17 protein-coding genes and 1 pseudogene are annotated in these 21,587 nt (G+C 72.5%); 9 read left to right on the plus strand and 9 right to left on the minus strand.

The window, feature by feature from the left end; genetic code table 11:
- Positions 1-166: 166 nt before the first annotated feature.
- Positions 167-1,507: a sugar transferase gene (locus ACQPW6_RS09140; protein ID WP_433889058.1), complete on the plus strand. Its 1,341-nt coding sequence runs from the start codon at positions 167-169 to the stop codon at positions 1,505-1,507.
- Here the strand turns inward: ACQPW6_RS09140 and ACQPW6_RS09145 are convergent.
- Positions 1,504-2,454 carry a GDP-L-fucose synthase family protein gene (locus ACQPW6_RS09145; RefSeq protein WP_433889059.1) on the minus strand — a complete coding sequence of 317 codons (951 nt, stop codon included), beginning with the start codon at positions 2,452-2,454 and terminating at the stop codon, positions 1,504-1,506. The two genes, ACQPW6_RS09140 and ACQPW6_RS09145, sit on opposite strands and share 4 nt — an antisense overlap.
- 148 nt (positions 2,455-2,602) lie before the next feature.
- On the opposite strand from ACQPW6_RS09145, the gene gmd reads away from it, so the two are divergent.
- The 4 genes from gmd to ACQPW6_RS09165 all read left to right on the plus strand — a co-directional run bounded on the left by gmd (position 2,603) and on the right by ACQPW6_RS09165 (position 7,562).
- Positions 2,603-3,616, plus strand: a complete 1,014-nt coding sequence (gene gmd, locus ACQPW6_RS09150; protein WP_433889060.1) for a GDP-mannose 4,6-dehydratase — start codon at positions 2,603-2,605, stop codon at positions 3,614-3,616.
- 123 nt (positions 3,617-3,739) lie between these two features.
- Entirely contained in the window at positions 3,740-5,962 is a 2,223-nt protein-coding gene (locus tag ACQPW6_RS09155) for a LamG-like jellyroll fold domain-containing protein (protein WP_433889061.1), read from the plus strand.
- A complete protein-coding gene (locus ACQPW6_RS09160) occupies positions 5,959-6,738 on the plus strand; it encodes a hypothetical protein (RefSeq protein ID WP_433889062.1) in 780 nt (259 codons plus the stop codon). The genes ACQPW6_RS09155 and ACQPW6_RS09160 overlap by 4 nt, the downstream gene beginning before the upstream one ends.
- Entirely contained in the window at positions 6,735-7,562 is an 828-nt protein-coding gene (locus ACQPW6_RS09165; protein WP_433889063.1) for a glycosyltransferase family 2 protein, read from the plus strand. The genes ACQPW6_RS09160 and ACQPW6_RS09165 overlap by 4 nt, the downstream gene beginning before the upstream one ends.
- 41 nt (positions 7,563-7,603) lie before the next feature.
- Here ACQPW6_RS09165 and ACQPW6_RS09170 read toward each other — a convergent pair whose 3' ends face one another.
- Positions 7,604-8,758, minus strand: coding sequence for a glycosyltransferase (locus ACQPW6_RS09170; RefSeq protein ID WP_433889064.1), 1,155 nt, complete (start codon positions 8,756-8,758; stop codon positions 7,604-7,606).
- 208 nt (positions 8,759-8,966) lie between these two features.
- Between ACQPW6_RS09170 and ACQPW6_RS09175 the strand changes: the two genes are divergently transcribed.
- Positions 8,967-10,487: an O-antigen polymerase gene (locus ACQPW6_RS09175; protein WP_433889065.1), complete on the plus strand. Its 1,521-nt coding sequence runs from the start codon at positions 8,967-8,969 to the stop codon at positions 10,485-10,487.
- On the opposite strand, the gene ACQPW6_RS09180 is transcribed toward ACQPW6_RS09175, so the two are convergent.
- The 3 genes and pseudogenes from ACQPW6_RS09180 to ACQPW6_RS09190 form a co-directional block, all read right to left on the minus strand.
- On the minus strand, positions 10,407-11,696 hold the full coding sequence (locus ACQPW6_RS09180; protein ID WP_433894473.1) for a hypothetical protein: 1,290 nt from the start codon (positions 11,694-11,696) through the stop codon (positions 10,407-10,409). The two genes, ACQPW6_RS09175 and ACQPW6_RS09180, sit on opposite strands and share 81 nt — an antisense overlap.
- Positions 11,697-11,917: 221 nt before the next feature.
- Positions 11,918-13,621 (minus strand): lipopolysaccharide biosynthesis protein, encoded by a 1,704-nt coding sequence (locus tag ACQPW6_RS09185; RefSeq protein ID WP_433889066.1) that lies wholly within the window; start codon positions 13,619-13,621, stop codon positions 11,918-11,920.
- Positions 13,622-13,935: 314 nt separating this feature from the next.
- Positions 13,936-15,144, minus strand: a pseudogene (locus ACQPW6_RS09190) (glycosyltransferase); the annotation flags it as partial.
- A 210-nt stretch (positions 15,145-15,354) separates the two neighbouring features.
- On the opposite strand from ACQPW6_RS09190, the gene ACQPW6_RS09195 reads away from it, so the two are divergent.
- Positions 15,355-15,813, plus strand: coding sequence for an adenylyltransferase/cytidyltransferase family protein (locus ACQPW6_RS09195; RefSeq protein ID WP_433889067.1), 459 nt, complete (start codon positions 15,355-15,357; stop codon positions 15,811-15,813).
- Here the strand turns inward: ACQPW6_RS09195 and ACQPW6_RS09200 are convergent.
- Positions 15,791-16,468, minus strand: a complete 678-nt coding sequence (locus tag ACQPW6_RS09200; RefSeq protein ID WP_433894474.1) for a CDP-alcohol phosphatidyltransferase family protein — start codon at positions 16,466-16,468, stop codon at positions 15,791-15,793. The genes ACQPW6_RS09195 and ACQPW6_RS09200 overlap by 23 nt on opposite strands.
- Positions 16,469-16,853: 385 nt before the next feature.
- Here ACQPW6_RS09200 and ACQPW6_RS09205 point away from each other — a divergent pair, with 385 nt between their 5' ends.
- Together ACQPW6_RS09205 and ACQPW6_RS09210 are read left to right on the plus strand one after the other, a co-directional pair.
- A complete protein-coding gene (locus tag ACQPW6_RS09205; RefSeq protein ID WP_433889068.1) occupies positions 16,854-17,654 on the plus strand; it encodes a polysaccharide deacetylase family protein in 801 nt (266 codons plus the stop codon).
- Positions 17,654-18,907, plus strand: a complete 1,254-nt coding sequence (locus ACQPW6_RS09210; RefSeq protein WP_433889069.1) for a hypothetical protein — start codon at positions 17,654-17,656, stop codon at positions 18,905-18,907. Before ACQPW6_RS09205 ends, ACQPW6_RS09210 begins: the two co-directional genes overlap by 1 nt.
- Before the next feature lie 34 nt (positions 18,908-18,941).
- Here the strand turns inward: ACQPW6_RS09210 and ACQPW6_RS09215 are convergent, their stop codons facing one another.
- From ACQPW6_RS09215 to ACQPW6_RS09225, 3 genes are read right to left on the minus strand one after another with little or no spacing between them, the layout of a single operon-like run.
- The gene (locus ACQPW6_RS09215) at positions 18,942-20,039 is read right to left on the minus strand and encodes a serine hydrolase domain-containing protein (protein WP_433889070.1); all 1,098 of its coding nucleotides are present in this window, start codon (positions 20,037-20,039) and stop codon (positions 18,942-18,944) included.
- Complete coding sequence (locus ACQPW6_RS09220; RefSeq protein WP_433889071.1) at positions 20,005-20,232, minus strand: hypothetical protein; 228 nt, start codon at positions 20,230-20,232, stop codon at positions 20,005-20,007. Before ACQPW6_RS09220 ends, ACQPW6_RS09215 begins: the two co-directional genes overlap by 35 nt.
- 17 nt (positions 20,233-20,249) lie before the next feature.
- On the minus strand, positions 20,250-21,554 hold the full coding sequence (locus ACQPW6_RS09225) for a multidrug effflux MFS transporter (protein ID WP_433889072.1): 1,305 nt from the start codon (positions 21,552-21,554) through the stop codon (positions 20,250-20,252).
- Positions 21,555-21,587: the final 33 nt, after the last annotated feature.

The following is a 21,587-nucleotide window of genomic DNA, read 5'->3' on the forward strand; positions in this document are numbered from 1 at the left end:
CGTACCCGCGTCCGGCGTTCCGTACTCCGTCACGGAGCAGCGGCAGCGCCGGGCGAGGCATGGAGTGAACAGTGCGGTCCGGAGCGCGCGCGGCGCCTTCGGTGACAAGGCCGGGTGGTACCTGCCGGCCGCCCTGGCAACCGACGCACTGGGTATAGCGATACCCATGGAGCTGGTGCTGCGGGCCGGCGGGCGGGCTCATCCGCTGGCCGGGGCGCTGCTCTCGGCGGTGGCCTGGCTCGGCATCCGGGCCGTCCGGCGGCGGTACGCCACGGTCAACCTCGGCGAGGCGCGCGGCTCCACACCCGTCATAGGCGACTGGCTGGCACTGCTCGGCGTGCTCGCGGTCCTGCTGACGGCGATCGGCAGCACCGCCGAGCCGGCCGGGCCGCTGCTCGGCCTGCTGGTCGGGCTGCTGCTGACGGTGACCTGCCGGAAGGTCACCCACTGGCATCTGGCCGCCGCCCGGCGCGAGGCGCACGCGGTGCGCAGGGTGCTGGTGATCGGCGAACCGAGCGCGGCCGACCACGTGGTGGGCCATCTCGCGGCCAGGACCGACCACGCCTACGTGGTGGTCGGGGTGGTGCCGGTGGGCAGCGCCAAGCTGGAGTGCGGGGCGCCGGTCACCGCGCGGCTCGGCTCGCTCGACCCGGACAGCCCGCGCGGCGACGCCACCGCCGTACTGCGCGCGGCCCGCGAACACGGCGCCGACCTGGTGCTGGTGGCGCCGGGCCCGCGGCTGTCGGCGGAGCGGCTGCGCCGGCTGTCCTGGGCGCTGTACGACGAGCGGCTGCCGCTGGCGCTGCTGCCCGGCCTGGTGGACGTGGACGCGCACCGGATCCATCTGGACGCGCCGGCGGGCCTGGCCATGCTGCACATCGCCCCGCCGGTCAGGCGGGGCGTGCAGGTCAGCCTGAAGTCCGCCGTGGACCGGACCGGCGCGGGCCTCGGACTGCTGCTGCTCGCGCCGCTGTTCGGCGTGATCGCCGCCGCGATCCGGCTCACCTCGGCCGGTCCGGCCTTCCACCGGCAGATCCGGCACGGGCAGGGCAACACCCCGTTCACCATGTGGAAGTTCCGCACGATGGTGCGGGACGCGGAGTCCCGCAAGGCGGAGCTGGAGTACAGCGGCGCCAACGAGAACGACGGCCTGATGTTCAAGATGCGCCGCGACCCGCGGGTCACCGGGGTCGGCCGGCTGCTGCGCCGCTGGTCGCTGGACGAGCTGCCGCAGCTGTTCAACGTGCTGCGCGGCGACATGTCGCTGGTCGGGCCGCGCCCGCCGCTGGCCGACGAGGTGGCACGCTACGACGAGGTGGCGCTGCGCCGGCTGTCGGTGAAGCCCGGCCTCACCGGGCTGTGGCAGGTCAGCGGGCGCAGCGAGCTGTCCTGGGACGAGACGCTGGCCCTCGACCTGCGGTACGTGGACAACTGGACGCTGTCCGGCGACATGGACGTGATGGCCCGCACCATGCGGGCCGTGGTGGACGGGCGCGGGGCCTACTAGTGCGCCACAGACCCGGCGGCCTCCCGCCACTGCTCGTACACCGACGCGATCCCGTCCCGCAGCGGGATCCGCGGCTGCCAGCCGAGCGCCCGCAGCCGGGAGACGTCGAGCAGCTTGCGCGGGGTGCCGTCGGGCTTGCCGGTGTCCCAGGCGATGGCGCCCTGGTAGCCGACCACCTCGCTGACGGTCTCGGCGAGTTCGCGGATCTCCAGGTCCTCGCCGCAGCCGACGTTGACCGGCTCGTCACCGTCGTAGACCCGCAGCAGCAGCTCGCAGGCCGCGGCGAGGTCGTCCACGTGCAGGAACTCCCGGCGCGGTGTGCCGCTGCCCCACAGGGTCAGCTCCGGCGCGCCGGCCACCCGGGCCTCGTGGAAGCGGCGGATCAGCGCCGGCAGCACGTGCGAGGTGGCCAGGTCGAAGTTGTCGCCGGGCCCGTAGAGGTTGGTGGGCATCGCGGAGACGAACGAGGCGCCGTACTGCTTCCGGTAGGACTGCACCTGGACGATGCCGGCGATCTTGGCCAGCGCGTACGCCTCGTTGGTCGGCTCCAGCGGGCCGGTCAGCAGCGCGTCCTCGCGGATCGGCTGCGCGGCGAGCTTGGGGTAGATGCACGAGGAGCCGAGGAACAGCAGCCGGCCCACGCCCGCCGCGTGCGCGCCGGCGATCACGCTGAGCTGGATCTTCAGGTTGTCCTCGAGGAACTGCACGGGATAGGTCGAGTTGGCCATGATCCCCCCGACCCGGGCGGCGGCGAGCACCACCGCGTCCGGCCGGGACTCGTCGAGGTACGCGGCGGTCGCCGCCGCGTCCCGCAGGTCGAGTTCGGTACGGGTACGGGTCAGCACCCGGTAGCCGTCGGCGGTGAGCCGGCGGGTCACCGCGGAGCCGACGAGGCCCCGGTGCCCGGCGACGAAGATCCGGGCACCGGCAGGCAGTAGGTCAGTCATAACCCGTATTGTGCCAGCACACTTCACCCGAACGGGTGACTATCCCGCATTCCATGAAAAACACGACCAGAACACGACCAGAACACGGCCGGCAGCCCGGCCGCGACAGACGGCCGCGGCGAACGCCGCACTTTTGGGGGGAAACCGCGTGAGCAAGACCGCACTCATCACCGGCGTGACCGGACAGGACGGCTCGTATCTCTCCGAGCTGCTGCTGTCCAAGGGCTACACCGTGCACGGCATCGTGCGCCGGTCCTCGACGTTCAACACCGAGCGGATCGACCACATCTACCAGGACCCGCAGGAGCAGAACCGTTCCTTCGTACTGCACCACGCCGACCTGACCGACGGCGTGGCGCTGGTGAACCTGCTGCACGACCTGCGTCCCGACGAGATCTACAACCTCGGCGCCCAGTCGCACGTCCGAGTGTCCTTCGACGCGCCGCTCTACACCGGCGACGTGACCGGCCTGTCCACCCTGCGGCTGCTCGAGGCGGTCCGGGCCAGCGGCACCGAGGCGCGGATCTACCAGGCGTCGTCCTCGGAGATGTTCGGCGCAGCGCCGCCGCCGCAGAACGAGCACACCCCGTTCCACCCGCGCAGCCCGTACGGCTGCGCGAAGGTCTTCAGCTACTGGTCGACGGTGAACTACCGCGAGGCGTACGGGATGTACGCGGTCAACGGCATCCTGTTCAACCACGAGTCGCCGCGCCGCGGTGAGACCTTCGTGACCCGCAAGATCACCCGCGCGGTGGCCAGGATCAAGGCCGGCCTCCAGGACCGGCTGTACCTGGGCAACCTGGACGCGGTCCGGGACTGGGGCTACGCGCCGGAGTACGTCGAGGCGATGTGGCGGATGCTGCAGCGCGACGACCCGGAGGACTACGTGGTGGCCACCGGCGAGGCCGCGACCGTGCGGCAGTTCGTGGAGCTGGCCTTCGCGCACGCCGACCTCGACTGGGCGCAGTACGTCCGCTTCGACCCCAAGTACCAGCGGCCGAGCGAGGTGGACGCGCTGATCGGCGACCCGAGCAAGGCGCGCGATCTGCTGGACTGGGAGGCCAAGGTCAAAGTCGCGGATCTGGCCCGGATCATGGTGGAAGCGGACATCCGGCAGGTCGCCGACCAGCTGGCCGGAGCCACCGTTCGCATCGACAGATGACCTGATCAACGGATAGTCGTAGATTTCGGCAAAAGGGCAGACCTCGCTAAGCGGAACCCCCTACTGTGCCGACCACGGCGGCTGGCTCAGCCGCTGCACATCAGGGGCCTTGGGGGGCAACTCATGCGAAAATGGCCGGTGTTCTCGGCTGCCATAGCGCTGGCAGCCGCGTCACTCGGAGCCTTGTCGTCACCATCGGCGACCGCGCTCCAACCACCGATCGGCCTCACCGCCGACAACCTCAGCACATACCAGACGAACGGGGTCGTCTGGGCGATGGCGCAGGCGAACGGCATCGTCTACACCGCCGGCACCTTCTCCGCCATCCGCCCGGCCGGCTCCGCGGCCGGCAGCAACGAGACGCCGGTCGCGAACTTCGCGGCCTTCGACGCGGCCACCGGCCAGCCGGCCGGCTGCCAGCTCAGCTTCACCGTCAGCTCGAACAACGCGACCGTCCGCTCGCTGGCCGTCTCGCCGGACGGCAGCACGCTCTACGCGGGCGGCTTCTTCGGCCAGGTCAACGGGGTCGGGGTGAGCAGCCTCGCGGCGATCGACCTGGCCACCTGCACGGTGAGCAGCACCTTCCACCCGTCGGTGGCCGGCACCGTGCGGACCGTCGAGGCCACCGCCGACACGGTCTTCTTCGGCGGCGACGTGACCTCGGTCGGCGGCCAGAGCCGCGGCCGCTACGCGGCGGTGGACACCTCCGGCGCGCTGCTGCCGTGGGCGCCGGCGGCCGACAACCCGGGCCGCACCCTCGCGGTGACCCCGGACGGCCAGGACGTCATACTCGGCGGCGACTTCAACCAGGTGGACGGGACGAACTCGCACTCGCTCGCCGTGGTGGACTCCACCACCGGCGGCCTGGTCAAGTCGTATCCGAACGGCTTCATCGACGCCACGTCGGTGACCAAGGACATCATCGTCGACCCGGCCAGCAACAGCTTCTACACCGCCAACGAGGGCACCGGCGGCGGAGTCTTCGACGGCCGGATCCGGTTCAGCCTGACCGACTTCAACCAGGTCTGGCGGGACAACTGCCTGGGCGCCACCCAGGCGCTGCAGGTCTACCAGACCGTGCTGTACAGCGGCAGCCACGCGCATGACTGCTCCAGCATGGGCGAGTACCCGGACTCGGTGCGCAAGCACCTGCTGGCCGAGTCGGTCGACGACCCGCACCTGCTGTCCTGGTTCCCCGACACCAACGACGGGATCGGCGAGAAGATCGGCCCGCGGGTGATGGCACTGGCCTCCTCCGGCGGCACCGACTACCTGTGGGTGGGCGGCGAGTTCACCACCGTCAACGGCGCGGCGCAGCAGGGTCTGACCCGGTTCGCCTCCGGCCCCGACACCGGCGCGCCCACGCTGCCCGCGACCTCGGTGAGCAGCGTCGACCCCGGTTCGGTCAAGGTCAGCTGGCAGTCCAGCACCGACAACGACGACGGCGTGCTGACCTACCGGGTCTACCGCAACGGCGGTACCACCCCGGTCTACACGACCACCGGCGCCTCGCTGCCCTGGGTGCGCCCGCAGATCACCTACACCGACACCAACGTGGTGCCCGGCGTGAAGTACACCTACCGGGTCTCGGCCAGCGACGGCACCAACACCAGCGCGCTGTCGCCCAACGCGTCGGCGACCGTGCCGGCCACCGCGGAGCCGTACGCCGGCCAGGTGCTGGCCGACGGCGCCAGCCTGTACTGGCGGTACGACGCGGCGGCCGGCTCCTACACCGCCGACTCCTCGTCCTCCGACGACAGCGGGATCTCGGTCGGCGGCCCGGTGCACGCGGTGGCGCCCGGCGCGGTGCCCGGCTCCAAGGCGTACACCTTCAACGGCTCCACCCAGTGGACGTACAGCGACAAGAAGCACTCCACGCCCTCGCAGTACAGCATCGAGGCGTGGTTCAAGACCACCACGACCACCGGTGGCAAGATCATGGGCTTCGGCAACCTGCCGACCGAGACCAGCGGCAACTACGACAAGCACATCTACATGACCAACAGCGGCCAGCTGATCTTCGGCGTCTACACCGGCAGCACCCGCATCATCTCCACACCCGGCGGCGGCTACAACGACGGCACCTGGCACCAGGTCGTCGCCACGCAGGGGCCCGGCGGGATGCGGCTGTACGTGGACGGCGTGCTCAAGGCGGTCGACTTCACCGTCACCACCAGCCAGAACTTCGACGGCTACTGGCGGGTCGGCGGCGACAACCTGAACAGCTGGCCGTCGCAGCCCAGCAGCCAGTTCTTCGCCGGCTCCATCGACGAGGCCGCGGTCTTCCCGACGGTCCTGTCCGGGAGCCAGGTCGCCAACCAGTACACGCTGGGGACCACTCCGTGAGCCGGATCACCCGGTCAAGCGCCGCCGCCGCCGTCCTCGTGACGGCGGCGGCGGTGCTGCTCGGCGCCTGCAGCTCCGACGTCCAGCCGGGCGGACCCGACATGGGGAAGCACCCGGTGACGACGACGCCGGCGGGGTCCGCCGCGCCCGGCTCCACGGCGGCGGCGCCGTCGGCGGCACCGGGCGGCACCGGCGGCAGCACCGCGCCCGACGGCGAGGCGCCGGGCTCGGCCGCCGACCAGCCCAAGGTGCCCGACCCGCAGCTCACCCCGCCCGGCGGCGGCACCTTCACCAAGCAGCAGAAGAGCTATCTGTCCGGCCGGGTGCCCAAGGGCACCGACCCTGTCGCGGTGCTCGAAGGCGGCCAGGAGATCTGCGACCGGCTGACCCTTACCGTGGCCGTCGACCCGGACGCGGCGGCCACCGCCATCCTGACCGGCGACATCAGCCGGTCCGGCGCGACCGCCGCGGTGCGCAGCCTGTGCCCGCAGCGGCAGCCGGTGATCGACGCGGCCGACCACGGCTTCGGCGACGGCACCTTCACCGTGTCGGCCAAGGCCGTGCCCGGCACGTCGGTCGCGCCGGGCGGCTACCGCGCTCCGCACCCGTCGGCCGTCTGCAACTGGCGGGTGACCGGCGCCGGCGGCACCGTACTGGCATCGGGGCCCGGCACCGGCAGCAAGCCGGGCCCGGCCACGATGACCGTCCCCGCCGCCGCGCGCGGCATCACTTCCAGCGGGTGCTACGCCTGGCTGGCCTCCGGAGGGAACCGATGAGCAAGCTCCCCGTCGTGGTGGCGATACCGACCAAGAACGAGGCGGAGAACATCGCCCGTACGGTGTCGTCGGTGATCGACCACGTCCAGGCCGTCGTCGTGGTGGACTCCGACAGCACGGACGACACCCGTGCCATCGCGGTCAGCCACGGGGCCGAGGTCGTCGACTACGTCTGGGACGGCAAGTACCCCAAGAAGAAGCAGTGGTGCCTGGACCACGTGCGGCCGGAGATCCCCTGGCTGCTCTTCCTCGACGGCGACGAGACCCCGAGCCCGGAGCTGCTGGCCGAGCTCAAGGCCGCGTTCGCCGCCGGGCCGCCGTCGGTGGCCGCGTTCGACATCCCGCTGGGCTACTGGTTCGCCGGGCGGCGGCTGCGGCACGGCTACACGATCGTCAAGCGGGCCCTGATGGACCGCACCCGCTGCCACTTCCCCGAGGTCGGGGACCTGGACGCGCCGGGGATGGGCGAGCAGGAGGGCCACTACCAGCCGGTCGCGGAATCCGCGGCGCGGCTGCGGTCGCCGATCGAGCACGAGGACCTGGACCCGGTGCGGACCTGGTTCGAGCGGCACAACCGCTACTCGGACTGGGAGGCGTGGCTGGAGCTCAACCCGCAGGTGAAGGAGGAGATCCGGCAGGTCAAGACCCGGCAGGGCCAGCTCTTCCACAAGGCGCCGTTCAAGCCGCTGGTGTCGTTCACCTACGCCTACCTGTTCAAGCGCGGCTTCCTGGACGGCCGGGCGGGCTTCGACTACGCGCTGGCGATGAGCTTCTACCGGTGGCAGATCGGGCTCAAGACGCGCGAGGGCAACGGACCGTCCTGAGCCCGTTACACCGTCCGTCCTGAGCCCGTGCCGCCGGTCGGTCAGGCGGTGGTGCGGGCGACGCTCTCGTAGACGCCGAGCAGGTCGTCCACCACCGCGCCGATGGAGAACCGGTCGTGGATCAGCTGCCAGGCGGCCTGCGATGCCTCGGCGTTGGCGGCCGGGTCGAGTAGCTCCAAGATCGCCTGGCCGACCAGCGGGCCGTTGTCCGCGTCCGGGTCGCTGTCGGTGATCCGGCCGGCGCCGGCCGCCTCGACGTCCGGCGACAGCCCGCCGGTCTTCGTCACCACCACCGGCAGCCCGACCGACATCGCCTCCAGGATGGACACCGCGAACGGCTCGACGACGGACGGCAGGACGTACACGTCCGAGCCGCGCAGCCGCTCCAGGACCTGCTGGTGGCCGAGCGCGCCCACGCACTCCAGGGAGTCCGCGACGCCCAGCTCCGCGGCCAGCTCCCGCATCGGCCCGGTCAGGTCGCCGGTGTCAGGGCCGGCCAGCACGAAGCGCGCGTCGGGGTACTTGGCGAGCACGGTGGGCATCGCCGAGACGAAGTCCTCGGGCCGCTTGCGCTTCTGCACCCGGGCCAGATAGAGCACGGTCGGCGGCCGGCCCTCCTCCCGGTCCGGCCTGCGGTCCTGCAGCGTCACGCCGTTGACCAGCCGGTGGAAGGTGTCGAGCGGGGTGTCGGGCACCACGGCCTGCACGCCGTCCCGCTCCATCGCCGTCAGGTGCAGGATGGCGTCCGCGCGGCGCAGGACGCGCTTCATGCCGAGGACGTCGACCGCGCGGGCGAACAGCTTCTCCGTCGGGTCGATCATGCCGTGCGTCTGCACCACCAGCGGCACCCCGGCCTCCAGCGCGATCAGCGCGAACGGCAGCGTGATCAGGTCGCGCATCAGGTGGACGTGCACCACGTCGGCGCCCTTGACCATCCGGCGCGCCTTGGCCAGCAGCCCCGGCGAGGTGATACCGCTCACCTCGAACGCGGGCAGCACGTGCCGCGCCTGGTGGACGAAGGCCGGTACGCCCTCCACCTCGGTCGGCAGCGGCCCGTCGAACTTGTCGCCGAGCGTGGCGATCCGGGCGTCCACCCCCTTGTCCCGCAGCCCCCTGGACAGATTGAGCGCCACCCTCGTCGGCCCGCCGAAGTCGTTCGTCGGCGTGTGCAGGGTGACCACATGCAGCACCTTCATGACCCGCAACCCTCCCCTGGCGGTGCCCCCCAGGCACCGTCGGCACAGCCTATCCGTGCCCAGGGCGGCCTTACGGTGACTTCCCGGACAATCCCCGGTGGTCCGCCGGTGTCCACCGGCCGCGCGGGGTTGTCCACAGGCCGCGGTCTCCTCGGAACGGCCGGGCGCCCGAACCCCTACAATCACGGCAGGGGAAGGGGGCGGTGCGATGGCGCTCGACGTGCCGGAGGACATCCGCGGGGACGATCCGCCGTATCCGCCGCAGGCTGCTGCCCTGCAGGGGGAGTCGGCCGGGCAGAGCGTGCCGCGGGCCGCGCTGTCCCGCGCGCTCGCCGTGCCGCTGGTGGTCGGCCTGGTGGGCTTCCTGCCCGGCTACGTGCTGGCGCAGCCCGGCACCGGCGTCCAGGACACCGCCTACTGGCTGCAGCTGACCCTGACCGTCTACGGCGGCGGCCGGCTGTGCGCGATGGTGCTCTCCCGCCGCCGGCGGCTGCTCCAGGGCTCGTTCTGGCTGTTCGTGTACGTGGCGATGGGCGTGGCGCCGCTCGCCCAGGCGGTGATCGGGCAGGTGCCGACCCCGGTGGTCGGCCCCAGGTCGGACACCACGGCCGCGATCACGCTGGTGCTGGTGGGCTGTGTCGCCTTCGACGTCGGGGCGCTGCTGGCCAGGCACCGGCCGCCGGCCCGGGTGCGCAAGGCCCGCCCGGCCGCCTCGGTGTCCCGGCGCAGGCTGTGGCTGCTGGTGGCGTTCGCCTACCTCGGCAGCGCCTACTGCGTGCTGAAGCTCGGCGGCCCCTCGGTGTTCTTCACCAGCCGGCAGGCGATCAGCGAGTCCGTGCAGTCCAACGGCCTGGCCGGGGCCGCCGGCAACGACCATGTCGGCTCGGCCTTCACCCGCGGCTTCGGCACCGTACCCGCGCTGCTGGCGCTGCTGTTCATGATCCGCTGGATGATCACCTCACGGGTGGCCCGGCGCACCCCGCTGGCCATCGCCGCGCTCGCCGGCCTCGTGGTGATCAACGCGATCGTCAACAACCCGATATCCAATCCGCGGTACTGGTTCCTGACCGTGGTGTTCTCGATCCTGTTCACCGCCTTCCCGCGCAGCACCGTGATGTACCGCACGGCGCTGGTGACGGGGGTGATCGCCGCGCTGGTGCTGTTCCCGTTCCTTGACCGCTTCCGGTACGACTCCGGCGGCTACCACCCGGTGCAGTCCACCTCCGTGCTGGAACCGCTGACCCTGAAGGACTACGACCAGGTGGGGATGTTCGCCAACACCCTGACCTTCGTGGACTCCGGCGCCGGCCACTCCGACGGGCGGCAGCTGGCCGCCGACGTGTTCTTCTTCGTACCGCGCTCGATCTGGCACTCCAAGCCGCTCGACTCCGGGGTGCAGGTCGGCACCTGGATGGGCATGAGCAACACCAACCTGTCCTCGCCGCTTTGGGCCGAACTGTGGCTGGACTTCGGCCCGCTGGGCATGGCCGGCGGCTTCCTCGCCCTGGGCTACGTCTGCGCCCGCGGCGACCGCCGATACGCCCAGCGGACCACCGAGGACGGCAGACCGGGCACCGTGGCGGCCGTGGTGATCCCGCTGATCGCCGGCTACTCCTTCATCCTGCTGCGCGGACCGCTGCTCCAGGCGTCAGGCCGGATCGGGATCGCGGCGGTGTGCCTGGTAATGGTCACCACCTTCAGCGAGAACCGGCGCAAGATCCTGCGCTGAGGCGGCCGCGGCGGCGGCCTGGCCGCGCCGCAGGCCCATGATCCGCAGCCACAGCGCCACTGCCTTGAGCGCCGACCCGAGGCCGAGGCCCCAGGCCGCGCCCAGCACCCCGTTCATCTGGTAGCCGGCCAGCATGAAGAGCACCGACGCCAGCGAGAACACCACCTGGATCGGCAGCGTGGCCCGCGGCCTGAGCACCCGCAGCGTCAGCAGGGCGCTGGTGCCGAGCGCTATGCAGGCGTACTGCGCCCCGGAGGCCGGCAGCAGCCCCGCCGACGCCGCCCAGGTGTCGCCGAGCAGCCGGCGGCCCTGCCGGTCGGGCAGCAGCATCAGCACCGTCGTCCAGGCCACCGCGACCCCGGACAGGGCCACGGCCAGTACGGCGGTGGTGCGTACCTTGCCCTCGATGCCGCGCACCCGGTTCAGCAGCGGCGGCCCGAAGGCGGTGGCGGAGTTGAAGAGCACGTTCATCGGGCCGAACAGCGTGGTGGCGCCGCGCAGCGCGCCCACCGCGAGCGGCGCGGCGAACAGGCCGAGGCCGACCACCGCGAGCTGGCTGGTGGCGTTGCCGACGCCGAACTCGATGACGAACCGCTGCCCGAGGTGCCCGCGGCGGACGAACTTGCGCAGGTCCACCGGTGCGCCCTTGACCCGCGGCCACAGCAGCCCGGCGCCCACCAGCAGCGCGGGCAGCGCGGACACCCCCCAGACCACGATCAGCCGCTCGGGTCCTGCCCCGTGCGGCTGCGCGGCCAGCGCGGGCACGGCCACCGCCAGCCGTACGGTGTCGGCGATCAGCGCGTGGTGCGGCAGCCGCAGGGTGGAGAAGCAGTACCGCATGCCGTCCTGGGTCAGCACGATCGGCAGCACCAGGCCGAGCGCCGCCAGGCCGTGCGCGGTCGAGCCGTCGACGAAGGACAGGCCGCCGGCCATGCCGAGGCCGATCACGGTGGAGGCGACGGCGGTGAAGGTGACCGCGGAGCGGCAGGCGGTCCGCACCCGGTCGGTGCCGCGTTCCAGCACCAGCGCCTGGCCGACGTAGGACACGCCGACGCCGAGCAGCACCGTGAACACCATGTAGACCATGGAGAACACCGAGAACCCGGCGGCGGTCGACAGCCGGGCGGCGACCACCAGCACGATGATGTTGGTCAGCGCGGCCACACCCTGGTCGGCGACCGAGCTGATGATGGCGGCCTTGGCGCCGATCCCGTCCCGGCCGCCGCCCTTCCCGTCGGGGAGGTCGGCCAGGTCGCCGGAACCGTCAGCCTCGTAGCCGCCGTCCCGGCCGCCGCCGGCGCCGCCGGCGACCGCCTGGAGGTCGTCGGGCAGCAGGATCGGCAGCTCGAGCGTCGGCATGTCCTCGAACTCGTACGAGCCGGCCCCGCGGTCCGCGGCGGGCAGTGTCACGCGCCGCGGGGCGGGGCCCCTCAAGGGACCGGGTGCCGCTCCGGGGCCGTGCTGTTCTGGGCGGTGCCGCTGGGGGCCGCGGGCAGGTCGTCCCGGTGTTCGGCCGGGCCCGAGGGGCCGGACGGCCCGCGGCCGGAGCCGGCCGCCGGGCGGCGGCCGAACCTGCTCAGGAGGCCGCCGCGCTGGCCGGGCTCGGGCGCGTGCAGCACCACGCCGAGTACGGCGCCGCCGGCGCCGTTGACCAGTTCGCGGACCCGGGCCAGGTCGGCCCGGTGCACCTCGCGCGGGTCGCAGACCACGACCACGCCGTCCACCCGGTCGGCGAGCGCGAGGGCGTCGGCGTAGGCCAGCACCGCGGGGGCCAGGACGACGACCGCGGAGCCGGGCTCGTCGGCCTCGGCGAACAGCCGGGTGGCGGGCGCCGAGGTCAGCGCGCGGGCCACGTTGCGCACCCGGCGCCCGGGCACCAGGTCGAAGGAGCCCGACTCGCCCGCGTCGATCGGCATCTGCAGCCCGGCCGGCCAGCCGCCCTCGCCGAGACCCGGCGAGCGGGCCCAGCCGGGACGGGAGCCGTCGGCGGCGCGCAGCCTGGCCGACAGGGACGGGGTGCGCAGGTCGGCCTCGACGAGCAGCACCTCCATGCCCATCTCGGCGAAGGACGCGGACAGGTTGACGGCCACGGCCGCCGGGGTGTCGCCGGTGCCGCGCGGCGCGACCACCAGCAGCCGGCGCCGCTCGGAGAAGCGCTTGTCGTGGATCAGCCGGAAGGCCACCGCGCGGTACTCCTCGGCCAGCCGGCCGCCGCTCTGGCTCTCGGCGAGCAGCGCGGTGGCGGTGGCGCCCCTGCGCCGGATCCGCGGCAGGGTGCCCAGCACCGGCGCGCCCAGCGCCCGGGTGACCTCGCCCTCGGAGCGCACGGCCGGGTCGAAGACCAGCCGGACCCAGGCGGCCAGCAGGCCGAGCGCGATGCCGACACCGCCGCCGAGGCCGAGCATCATGCCCAGGCCAGGACCGGACGGCGCGTCCGGCTCGATGCCGGGCTTGATCACGTTGCCGGGGGTGGTGTCGAGCGCCCGGAGCTGGCTGATCTGGTCGTTGAGCTGGTTGATCCGGGTCAGCTGGTTGGTCTGGGTGGAGGTCAGCGTGCTGATCAGCGCCTGGTCGTTGGTCATCGCTATCTGGTCGAGCACGTGCTGGCGCTGCTTGGCCAGCGGGTTCACCTGCGCCTGGTAGCCGGCCACCATGTGGTTGACGGTGTTGGTGACCTGCGCCTTGCGGTTGGCCAGGTACGCCGCCGTGATGTCGTTGACCCAGTCCGCCGCGGCCTTCGGGGTGCTCGCGTCGCAGGTGAAGCGCAGCACCAGGGTGTTGGGCGGGTTGGTGACCTGGAGGCACTTCTCCAGCTTCTTCACCGGCACGCCGGCCTTCGCCGCCGCGGCGCCGGCGACGGTGCTGCTCATCGCCGTCTGCCGCTCGGTGCCGATGTCGATGCCGGCGTTGGCGCTCGCGCCGGCGGCGAACGGGTCGGCGGTGGCCGCGACGACCTTGACCTCGCTGGTGGAGGTGTACGTGTCGGAGCCGGAGAACGCGAGGTACGCGCCGCCGAGCAGGCCGACCAGCAGGCCGGCGACGATCAGCGCCCGGTAGCGGATCAGCTGCCGGAACTGGTCCCGCAGCAGGTCCGGTTCGTCCTGCGTCTCCGCGGTGTGCGTCAATTCGGTCACTTGCCCACGGCCCCCTCTGTCTCCCCCAGCGCCTCGTCCGGCGCTCCGGCCGGCTCGGGCGTTGCCGCCGTCTCCGGCTCGTCCGGCACTTCCGCCGTTTCCGGCTCCCCCGCCGATTCTGCTGTCTCTGCGGTCTCTGCTGCTTCTGCGGTCTCTGGTGCTTCCGCGGCCTCTGGTGCTTCTGGTGCTTCTGCCGTCTCCGCCGGCTGGTCCGGCACTTCAGGCGGCGCCTGCGGGACCGGCGGTGCCGCCGGCACCGGCGGAGCCTGGGGCAGCGGCGGAGCTTGAGGTACCGGCGGTGCCTGCGGCAGCGGCGGTGCCTGCGGCTCGCCCAGTGCCTCGGCGAGCAGTGCGTCGATCCGGGCCAGGCCGGCCGCCCGGCTCAGACGTGCGTCGACGTACTCAGGTCCGCGCGCCCCCAACGCGTCGGCCCTGTCAGGATCATCTGCCAGCGCGCGCACCGCGTCCAGCAGCGCGCGCGGATCCTCCGGCGGCACCAGCACGCCGGCCCCCGACCGTTCGACTTCCTGGGCGGTGCCGCCCTCGGCCGCGACCGAGGCGACCACCGGGCGTCCGGCGGCGAGGTAGGAGGTGAGCTTGGACGGGATGCTCATGTCCAGCACCGAGGCCCGCTGGGTCACCACCAGCACGTCGGCGGCGGCCAGCACGTCGGGGAAGTCGTCGTCTTCGGCGGGCGGCAGGAAGTCCAGGTTCGGCAGGTTGCCGGCCAGCGAGCGCAGCGCCTCGCGCTGGTTGCCCTCGCCCATCAGCACCACCCGGACCTCGGGGTCGGTCCTGGCCGCCTCGACCAGCACCTCAAGACCCTGCTTGAGCCCCATGTTGCCGGAGTGCAGCAGCACGACCTGCCCCGGGCGCCAGCCGAGCCGGGCGCGCATCTCGGCGCGCGGCCGGGACGGGCGGCTGACGTGCGACCAGTTGGGCACCAGCCGTATTCGCTCCTCGGGCACGCCCATCGCGGCGACCTTGGCCACGAACGTCTCATGGATGACGCCGACCAGGGTGGCCCGCTTCAGTGCGTACGCCTCCGCCGCGCCGGCCACCGCCGCCGCCCGGCCGCCGCCGCGGATCCCGCTCTGCGCCGCCGCCGCGCCCATCAGGTCCTGCACCACCGGGACGTAGGGCACCTGGTGCTTGGCCGCGAGCCGGGCGCCGAGAATGCCGCCGGCCAGGCTGGGCATCTGGGCGACCACCGCGTCGGGCCGGTCCATCGCCGGCGGGGCGACCGTGCCGTAGCCGAGCAGCGACGCCTCGAACAGCGCGCGCCTGACCGCGGTCTGCCGGGGCGGCACCAGATGCCTGCGCCGGTGCACCCGCACTCCGCCGCGCTCCTCCTCGGTCCGCCACACCCCGGCGTAGGCCGGGTCGAGCCGCCACGCCGGGTAGTGCGGCATGCCGGCCAGTACGTGCACCTCGGCGCCGCCGGCCGCCCAGTGCTCGGCGATCTGCGTCGCGTAAGGGCCTATTCCGGCGTGCTCGGGCGCGTAGTTGGTGGAGACGAGCAGCAGTCGGCGGCGTGTGCCGGAAACGGCCACGGAGTGTTCCTTCCCCCCTGAGACGAACAGGTTGCCCACCCTAACCGTTTACCGGAAGGGCACGTCCCGGCTTGCCAAGCGTTGGACTTTCGCAAATCGTCACTTGACCGGCATGATAGGCCGCTATCGTCTATGACTCTGCGGCGCTGGGGAGCGTTGTACGAGTGGGGGGTCGAAATCATGCCACAACGGGTGGGTTACGCGCCGGGGGTCTACGACCTCTTCCACGTGGGACATCTCAACATCCTGCGGCACGCCCGCAGCCACTGCGACTACCTGGTGGCCGGCGTCGTCTCGGACGAGATGGCCGAACTGGCCAAGGGCAGACGGCCGGTGGTGCCGCTGGTGGAAAGGCTGGAAATCGTCCGCAGCGTCCGCTTCGTGGACGCGGCCTTCGTCGAGACGGTGCCGGACAAGCTGGAGACCTGGCAGCAGGTGCGGTTCGACGTGCTCTTCAAGGGGGACGACTGGCGCGGCACGGAGAAGGGGCTGCGGCTGGAGCGGGACTTCGCCACGGTGGGCGTGGAGATCGTCTACTTCCCGTACACCGTGCACACGTCGAGCACCCAGTTGCGCAAGGTGCTCGACGTGCTGGCCGAGCCGGCGGCGGAGCCGGTCAGGCCGTCCGGAGCTCTCTGAACCACTTGGTGAGGAAGGCCGCGAGGAACAGGGCGTAGACCGCGAAGAGCGCGAGGTAGCCGTAGCGGAAGGCGCGTTCGCTGCCGAGCAGCAGGAAGACGGCGCAGAAGACGCCGTAGTCCACGGGGAGCAGCGCGACCGCGCGCAGCGGGGACGGGCCGGGCGCTCCCGGGGCCGGCTTCTGCTTGGGCTTCAGCTTGTCGGTGAGCAGGCCGCCGAAGAAGATCATGACGGCGGCGAGCTGGAAGCCCAGCGGGAGCAGCAGCCAGGTGTCGCCCGGCAGGTCGAAGTGCCGGTAGAAGGTGATCAGCACGGCCGCGTGCACGGCGGTGATCTTGGCGCAGTCGACGACGTGGTCGAGCCACTCCCCCGCCGGGCTGCCGGCCCCCAGCAGCCGCGCGAGCTGCCCGTCGGCGGAGTCGAAGGCGAAGCCGACGACGAGCCCCACGTAGACCGCGACGGCCAGCGGCCACGAGGGCCGCGCCAGCGCGAGCGCGGCGATGGCGGCGCCGCTGAAGGCGCCACTGACGAGCGTGACCTGGTTGGGACTCAGCCGCGCCTTGTACGCGCCCGCGGCCAGCACCCGCCCGGCGGGCCGGTTGACATACCGCGAGTAGAGCGAGACGCCTTTGGCCGTCTTCTGCGCGGAGCGCAGCTGCCGCAGCGCGGCACGGAACCCGGCGGGGCGCGGCGGGGCCGCGGCCGGTGCGGTTCCAGGGGCTGCCGTCGCCGGCGCGGGCGTCGTTCCCGGTGCGGTCTCCGCCACCGCGCCTGATGCCGTCTCCGCCGCATCGGCCGGTATTCCGGATGGCGTCTCCGCCGTCGTCTCTGCCACGCAGCCCCCCACGCAGTCCCTCGCGAACGCCGTACGGCCGCCCGTCGGCCCCCATGATGTCAGCCCCGGCCCCTCGGCAGCGAACGCCCGACCTCCGGCTTCGCCCGGTCCTTCAGGGGGCTCGGGTCGGCCGGGTGGGGTATCTGGGCGACGCGAGGGCCAAGTGGGGTCGGAAATGACACGTTACGCCCTAATATGACGCCCGATGTCGATCTCTCGTCGCAATCTTCTTCAGGTGACCGCCGCCTCCAGCGCGCTGCTGGCCGGGTGTGCGGACGGGCGGCCGTCTGCCGCGGCCAACTCCGGGGCGCTCGCGCCGACCCGGGCGCCCGCTTCCGGCACTGCGGCGGCTGCTTCCGGCACGGCGGCGCCCGCCGCGTCGGGGGTGCCGGCGTTGCCTTCCGGGCTGCCGGAGCAGATCGAGCACGGGCCGCGGGGCCGGCCGCAGGTCGCGCTCACGTTTCACGGGCAGGGGGAACCCGCCGGGGCCGTCGCGCTGCTGACCGCCGCGGCGCGGGTCGACGCTCGGGTCACCGTGCTCGCGGTCGGCAGCTGGCTCGACACGCATCCGCAGATGGCCCGGCGGATCCTGGACGGCGGGCACGAGCTGGGCAACCACACCCAGAACCACGCCGACATCGGGGCGATGGACGCCGCCGCCGCGACCGCCGAGATCGAGGACTGCGCGGCCCGGCTGCACGAGCTCACCGGCTCGCGCGGCCGCTGGTTCCGCCCGTCGCAGGCCCGGCTGACCACCCCGCTGGTGGTCGCGCTGGCCCGCAAGGCGGGCTACCCGCACCTGCTGTCGTACGACGTCGATCCGCTGGACTACACCGACCCGGGGGCCGACCAGGTCAGGGCCGCGGTCGCCGCGCAGGCCACCGCGGGCTCCGTGGTCTCCCTGCACTTCGGGCACGACGGCACCGTGGCCGCACTGCCCGGGATCCTCGACGACCTGCACCGCCGGGGCCTCCGCGCGGTCACGACCTCGGAGCTGCTGACCTGATGAGCCGCCCCTCCCGCGCGAGCGCCGCTGCCACGTCCCCCACGTCCCCCGCGAGCGCCCCCAGGCGCGCCGCGCTGCTGCTCACCGGCGCCACCGCCGCCGTCCTGCTCGTCACCGGCTGCGGCACCCTCGGTTCCAGGACGCCGGAACCGGAGCACGCCGCTGCCGCCGCCGCGCCCAAGGCCCCCGTGCGGCGCCCGCCGGCCAAGCCCGCGGCCCCGCCCGGGCTGCCGGGCATGCCGCCGCCGCTCGACCCCAAGGACGTCTACGCCGCCGACCGCCCGAACGCGCTCTCCCCGGTGGTGCGGAACTTCCCGTCCCGGGTCTACGTGCCGAACACCGAGTCCAACACCGTCAGCGTCATCGACCCGAAGACGTACAAGGTCATCGAGACCATCCCGGTGGGCGAGCAGCCGCAGCACGTCGTGCCGTCCTGGGACCTGAAGACCCTGTGGGTGAACAACGACGTCGGCAACACCCTCACCCCGATCGACCCGGCCACCGGCAAGCCGGGCCCGACGATCGACGTCCACGACCCGTACAACCTGTACTTCACGCCGGACGGCAGGTACGCGATCGTGATGGCCTCCCTGGACCAGCAGCTGGTGTTCAGGGACGCGCACACCATGGCGGTCAAGAAGACCGTCCCGGTCTCGTGCTACGGCGTCAACCACGCCGACTTCTCCGCCGACGGCCGGTACTTCATCGTCTCCTGCGAGTTCTCCGGCGAGCTGCTGAAGGTCGACACCGCGCAGATGAAGGTGATCGGCCAGCAGAAGCTGCCGTTCGACGGGGCGATGCCGCAGGACGTGAAGATGGCCCCTGACGGCAGCGCCTGGTACATCGCCGACATGATGGCCGACGGCGTGTGGGTGATGAACGGCGACACGTTCTCCAAGCCGGTGCTGATGCCGACCGGCAAGGGCGCGCACGGGCTCTACGTCTCCCGCGACTCCAAGTCGATGTACATCTCCAACCGCGGCGAGGGCTCGGTCTCGGTGTTCGACTTCGGCACCCGCAAGGTGCTGAAGAAGTGGCACATCGACGGCGGCGGCAGCCCGGACATGGGCGGGGTGTCGGCGGACGGCAAGGTGCTGTGGCTGTCGGGGCGCTACGACTCCGAGGTCTACGCGCTGGACACCGCCACCGGCCGCACCCTGGCCAAGATCCCGGTCGGCGCCGGCCCGCACGGGCTGGCGGTCTATCCGCAGCCGGGCCGGTACTCGCTCGGCCACACCGGCATCTTCCGCTGAGCCCGCGCCCGGCCGTCCCGCGCCGGGCGGCGGCTCACGCCGTGTCCGCCGCCGCCTTCCGGATCGCGCGGGCCAGCGCGGTGCCGGCGGCGGCGCGCGGCGCGCTGCCCTCCCGCCAGGTCCTGGACGGGTGCACCGAGTTGGTGAGCAGCACCAGGAAGCTGCCGCTCGCCGGGTCGACCACCAGGCTCGTACCGGTGAACCCGGTGTGCCCGACGGCGCCGCCGCCGGCCAGCTCGCCCATGAACGACGGCTGGTCCTTCTCGAAGCCGTTCCAGGGGCCGCCGCGGTCGAGCAGCGCCCGGCAGAAGAGCGCCAGGTCCCAGGCGGTGGAGAACAGCCCGGCGTGCCCGCTGACGCCGCCCATCGCGTAGGCGTTCTCGTCGTGCACCACGCCGTGCACCATCCCGCGGTGCAGCCGTCCCCACGGCCGCCGCTGGTCCTCCATGGCGGCGATCCGCGGCAGCAGCTTGCGTGACGGGTTGAAACGGGTGTCGGTCATGCCGTACGGGACGGTGATCTCGTCCCTGATCAGCCGGTCCAGCGGCCGTCCCGTGACGGCCTCCAGGGCGTACTGCACGGTGATCAGGTTGAGGTCGGAGTAGACCCGCCTGCTGCCGGGCGGGTGGACCGGGGCCTCGCGCCAGAGCAGCTCGGCCCGCTCCTCGGCCGTCGGCTGGTCGTAGAACGGCAGCTCGGGCCGGAAGCCGGAGGTGTGGTCGAGCAGCTGCCGTACGGTGACCGCCTCCTTGCCGGCCGCGGCGAACGGCGGCAGGTAGCCGGCGACGGGCGCGTCCGGGTCCAGGTGGGCGGCGGCCAGGGTCGCGGTGAACAGCTTGGTCAGCGAGGCCAGGTCGAAGAGGGTGTCCGGGCGCATCGGCACCCGCCAGCCGCGCGGCAGCTCCACCCCGCGGTCGGCGGCCTCGTCGTAGCCGCTGTAGCGGACCGCCCAGCCCATCGCCTCGTGCAGCGCCACGGTCTCGCCGCGTCCGGCGAGGACGACGGCGCCCGCGCACCACGGGTGCACGGGCGACGGGCGGAGGTACCCGGCCAGCGCGGGGACGATCCGGTTCAGCTCGTCGGCGTCGAGGCCCGCCTCAGGGCAGGTACCTCTCGACAGCGGCGGCGCCATGTTCCTCCAGTGCCTTGCGGGCCTTCTCGATACGTTCCGGGGTGGGTTCCCGGCCGGACAGCATCACCAGGTCCACGGGGTCCACCCCGCTCTCGGACCCGGTGTGCAGCGCGCTGTCGGCGCTCTTGAACGCCCAGGTGCGCTCGTCCTCGCGCCGGTGCTCGTCCGCGGGATCGGCCATGGATCCGGCCATGGGTACCTCCTGACGGCCTACAGTCCCTCCACGGTACGACGCCAGGGGCGACAGAGCCCGACGAAGCATGTCACGGACACGGACACGCAGGTCAGCTGCACCACGGCCATCGGGACCGCGGTGTCGTCGCCGGCGATGCCGGCCAGCGGCGAGGCGAGCGCGCCGATCAGGAACGACGAGGTGCCGATCAGCGCGGAGGCAGAGCCCGCCGACCGCTTGACCCGCAGCAGCGCCTGGGTCTGCGCGGTGGGCAGCGTCAGGCCCATCGACGACATCAGGACGAACAGCGCGGTGGCGATGGCGGCCAGCCCGACCGTGCCGAAGACCCCGGTGGCCATCAGCACCAGCGACACAGCCGACAGCGTCACCAGGGACAGGCCCACGGTCAGCACCTTGTCCATCGGCACCCGGCCGACCAGCACCTTGCCGTTGAGCTGGCCGAAGCCGACGATGCCGACCGAGTTCAGGCCGAACAGCAGGCCGAAGGTCTGCGGCGAGGCGCCGTAGACGTCCTGGATGACGAACGGCGACGCCGAGACGTACGTGAACAGCGCCGCGAAGGCGAAGCTGCCGGTCAGCACGTAGCCGGTGAAGACCCGGTCGGCCAGCAGCCGGCGCATCGCGGTGAAGGTCTCGGACAGCTCGCCGGAGTGCCGGCGCTCGGGCGGCAGCGGCTCGGGCAGCCGGCGCCACACCAGCAGGGTGAGCAGGGTGCCGATCACCGTCAGCAGGACGAAGACGCCGCGCCAGTCGGTGAGCCGCAGGATCTGGCCGCCGATGGTGGGCGCGATGATCGGGGCGACGCCGGAGATCAGCATCAGGTTGGAGTAGAAGCGGGCCATCGGCACGCCGTCGTAGAGGTCGCGGACCATGGCCCGGGAGATCACGATGCCGGCCGCGCCGGCCAGGCCCTGGACCAGTCGGAAGCCGATCAGCACCAGCGCGGAGGTGGCGAACGCGCAGGCCACGGTGGCCAGTACGTAGATCACCATGCCGGCGAGCAGCGGCCGGCGGCGGCCCCAGCGGTCGCTGAGCGGACCGACCACCAGCTGGCCGAGCGCCATTCCGGCCAGGCAGGCGGTGAGGGTGAGCTGTACGGTCGCGGCCGGGCTGTGCAGCGCGTCGGTGACCTGCGGCAGAGCGGGCAGGTACATGTCCATGGACAGCGGCGGCAGCGCGGTGAGGGCGCCCAGTACGAAGGTGACGAGCAGACCGGCCTTGCGCTGCGGGCCGGTGGAGACGGGGGTGGCGGTCGGGGTGGCGGGGGTCTTGGCGGTGTGCGCAGGGGGTATCGGCCCGGCGTCCTGCACGGAACTCTCCATCGGAAGTAGTGGAACCGTTCCCTATCCTTTCAG

The organism is Streptomyces sp. CA-111067, assembly GCF_050956065.1.
Lineage (GTDB): Bacteria > Actinomycetota > Actinomycetes > Streptomycetales > Streptomycetaceae > Actinacidiphila.

What these genes read in the sequence shown, in the direction of transcription:
- ACQPW6_RS09140 (WP_433889058.1), top strand. Translation starts at nt 167, where the DNA reads ATGGAGCTGGTGCTGCGGGCCGGCGGGCGGGCTCATCCGCTGGCCGGG.
- ACQPW6_RS09145 (WP_433889059.1), bottom strand. Translation starts at nt 2,454, where the DNA reads ATGACTGACCTACTGCCTGCCGGTGCCCGGATCTTCGTCGCCGGGCAC.
- ACQPW6_RS09155 (WP_433889061.1), top strand. Translation starts at nt 3,740, where the DNA reads ATGCGAAAATGGCCGGTGTTCTCGGCTGCCATAGCGCTGGCAGCCGCG.
- ACQPW6_RS09165 (WP_433889063.1), top strand. Translation starts at nt 6,735, where the DNA reads ATGAGCAAGCTCCCCGTCGTGGTGGCGATACCGACCAAGAACGAGGCG.
- ACQPW6_RS09170 (WP_433889064.1), bottom strand. Translation starts at nt 8,758, where the DNA reads ATGAAGGTGCTGCATGTGGTCACCCTGCACACGCCGACGAACGACTTC.
- ACQPW6_RS09175 (WP_433889065.1), top strand. Translation starts at nt 8,967, where the DNA reads ATGGCGCTCGACGTGCCGGAGGACATCCGCGGGGACGATCCGCCGTAT.
- ACQPW6_RS09195 (WP_433889067.1), top strand. Translation starts at nt 15,355, where the DNA reads ATGCCACAACGGGTGGGTTACGCGCCGGGGGTCTACGACCTCTTCCAC.
- ACQPW6_RS09205 (WP_433889068.1), top strand. Translation starts at nt 16,854, where the DNA reads ATGTCGATCTCTCGTCGCAATCTTCTTCAGGTGACCGCCGCCTCCAGC.
- ACQPW6_RS09210 (WP_433889069.1), top strand. Translation starts at nt 17,654, where the DNA reads ATGAGCCGCCCCTCCCGCGCGAGCGCCGCTGCCACGTCCCCCACGTCC.
- ACQPW6_RS09215 (WP_433889070.1), bottom strand. Translation starts at nt 20,039, where the DNA reads ATGGCGCCGCCGCTGTCGAGAGGTACCTGCCCTGAGGCGGGCCTCGAC.
- ACQPW6_RS09220 (WP_433889071.1), bottom strand. Translation starts at nt 20,232, where the DNA reads ATGGCCGGATCCATGGCCGATCCCGCGGACGAGCACCGGCGCGAGGAC.
- ACQPW6_RS09225 (WP_433889072.1), bottom strand. Translation starts at nt 21,554, where the DNA reads ATGGAGAGTTCCGTGCAGGACGCCGGGCCGATACCCCCTGCGCACACC.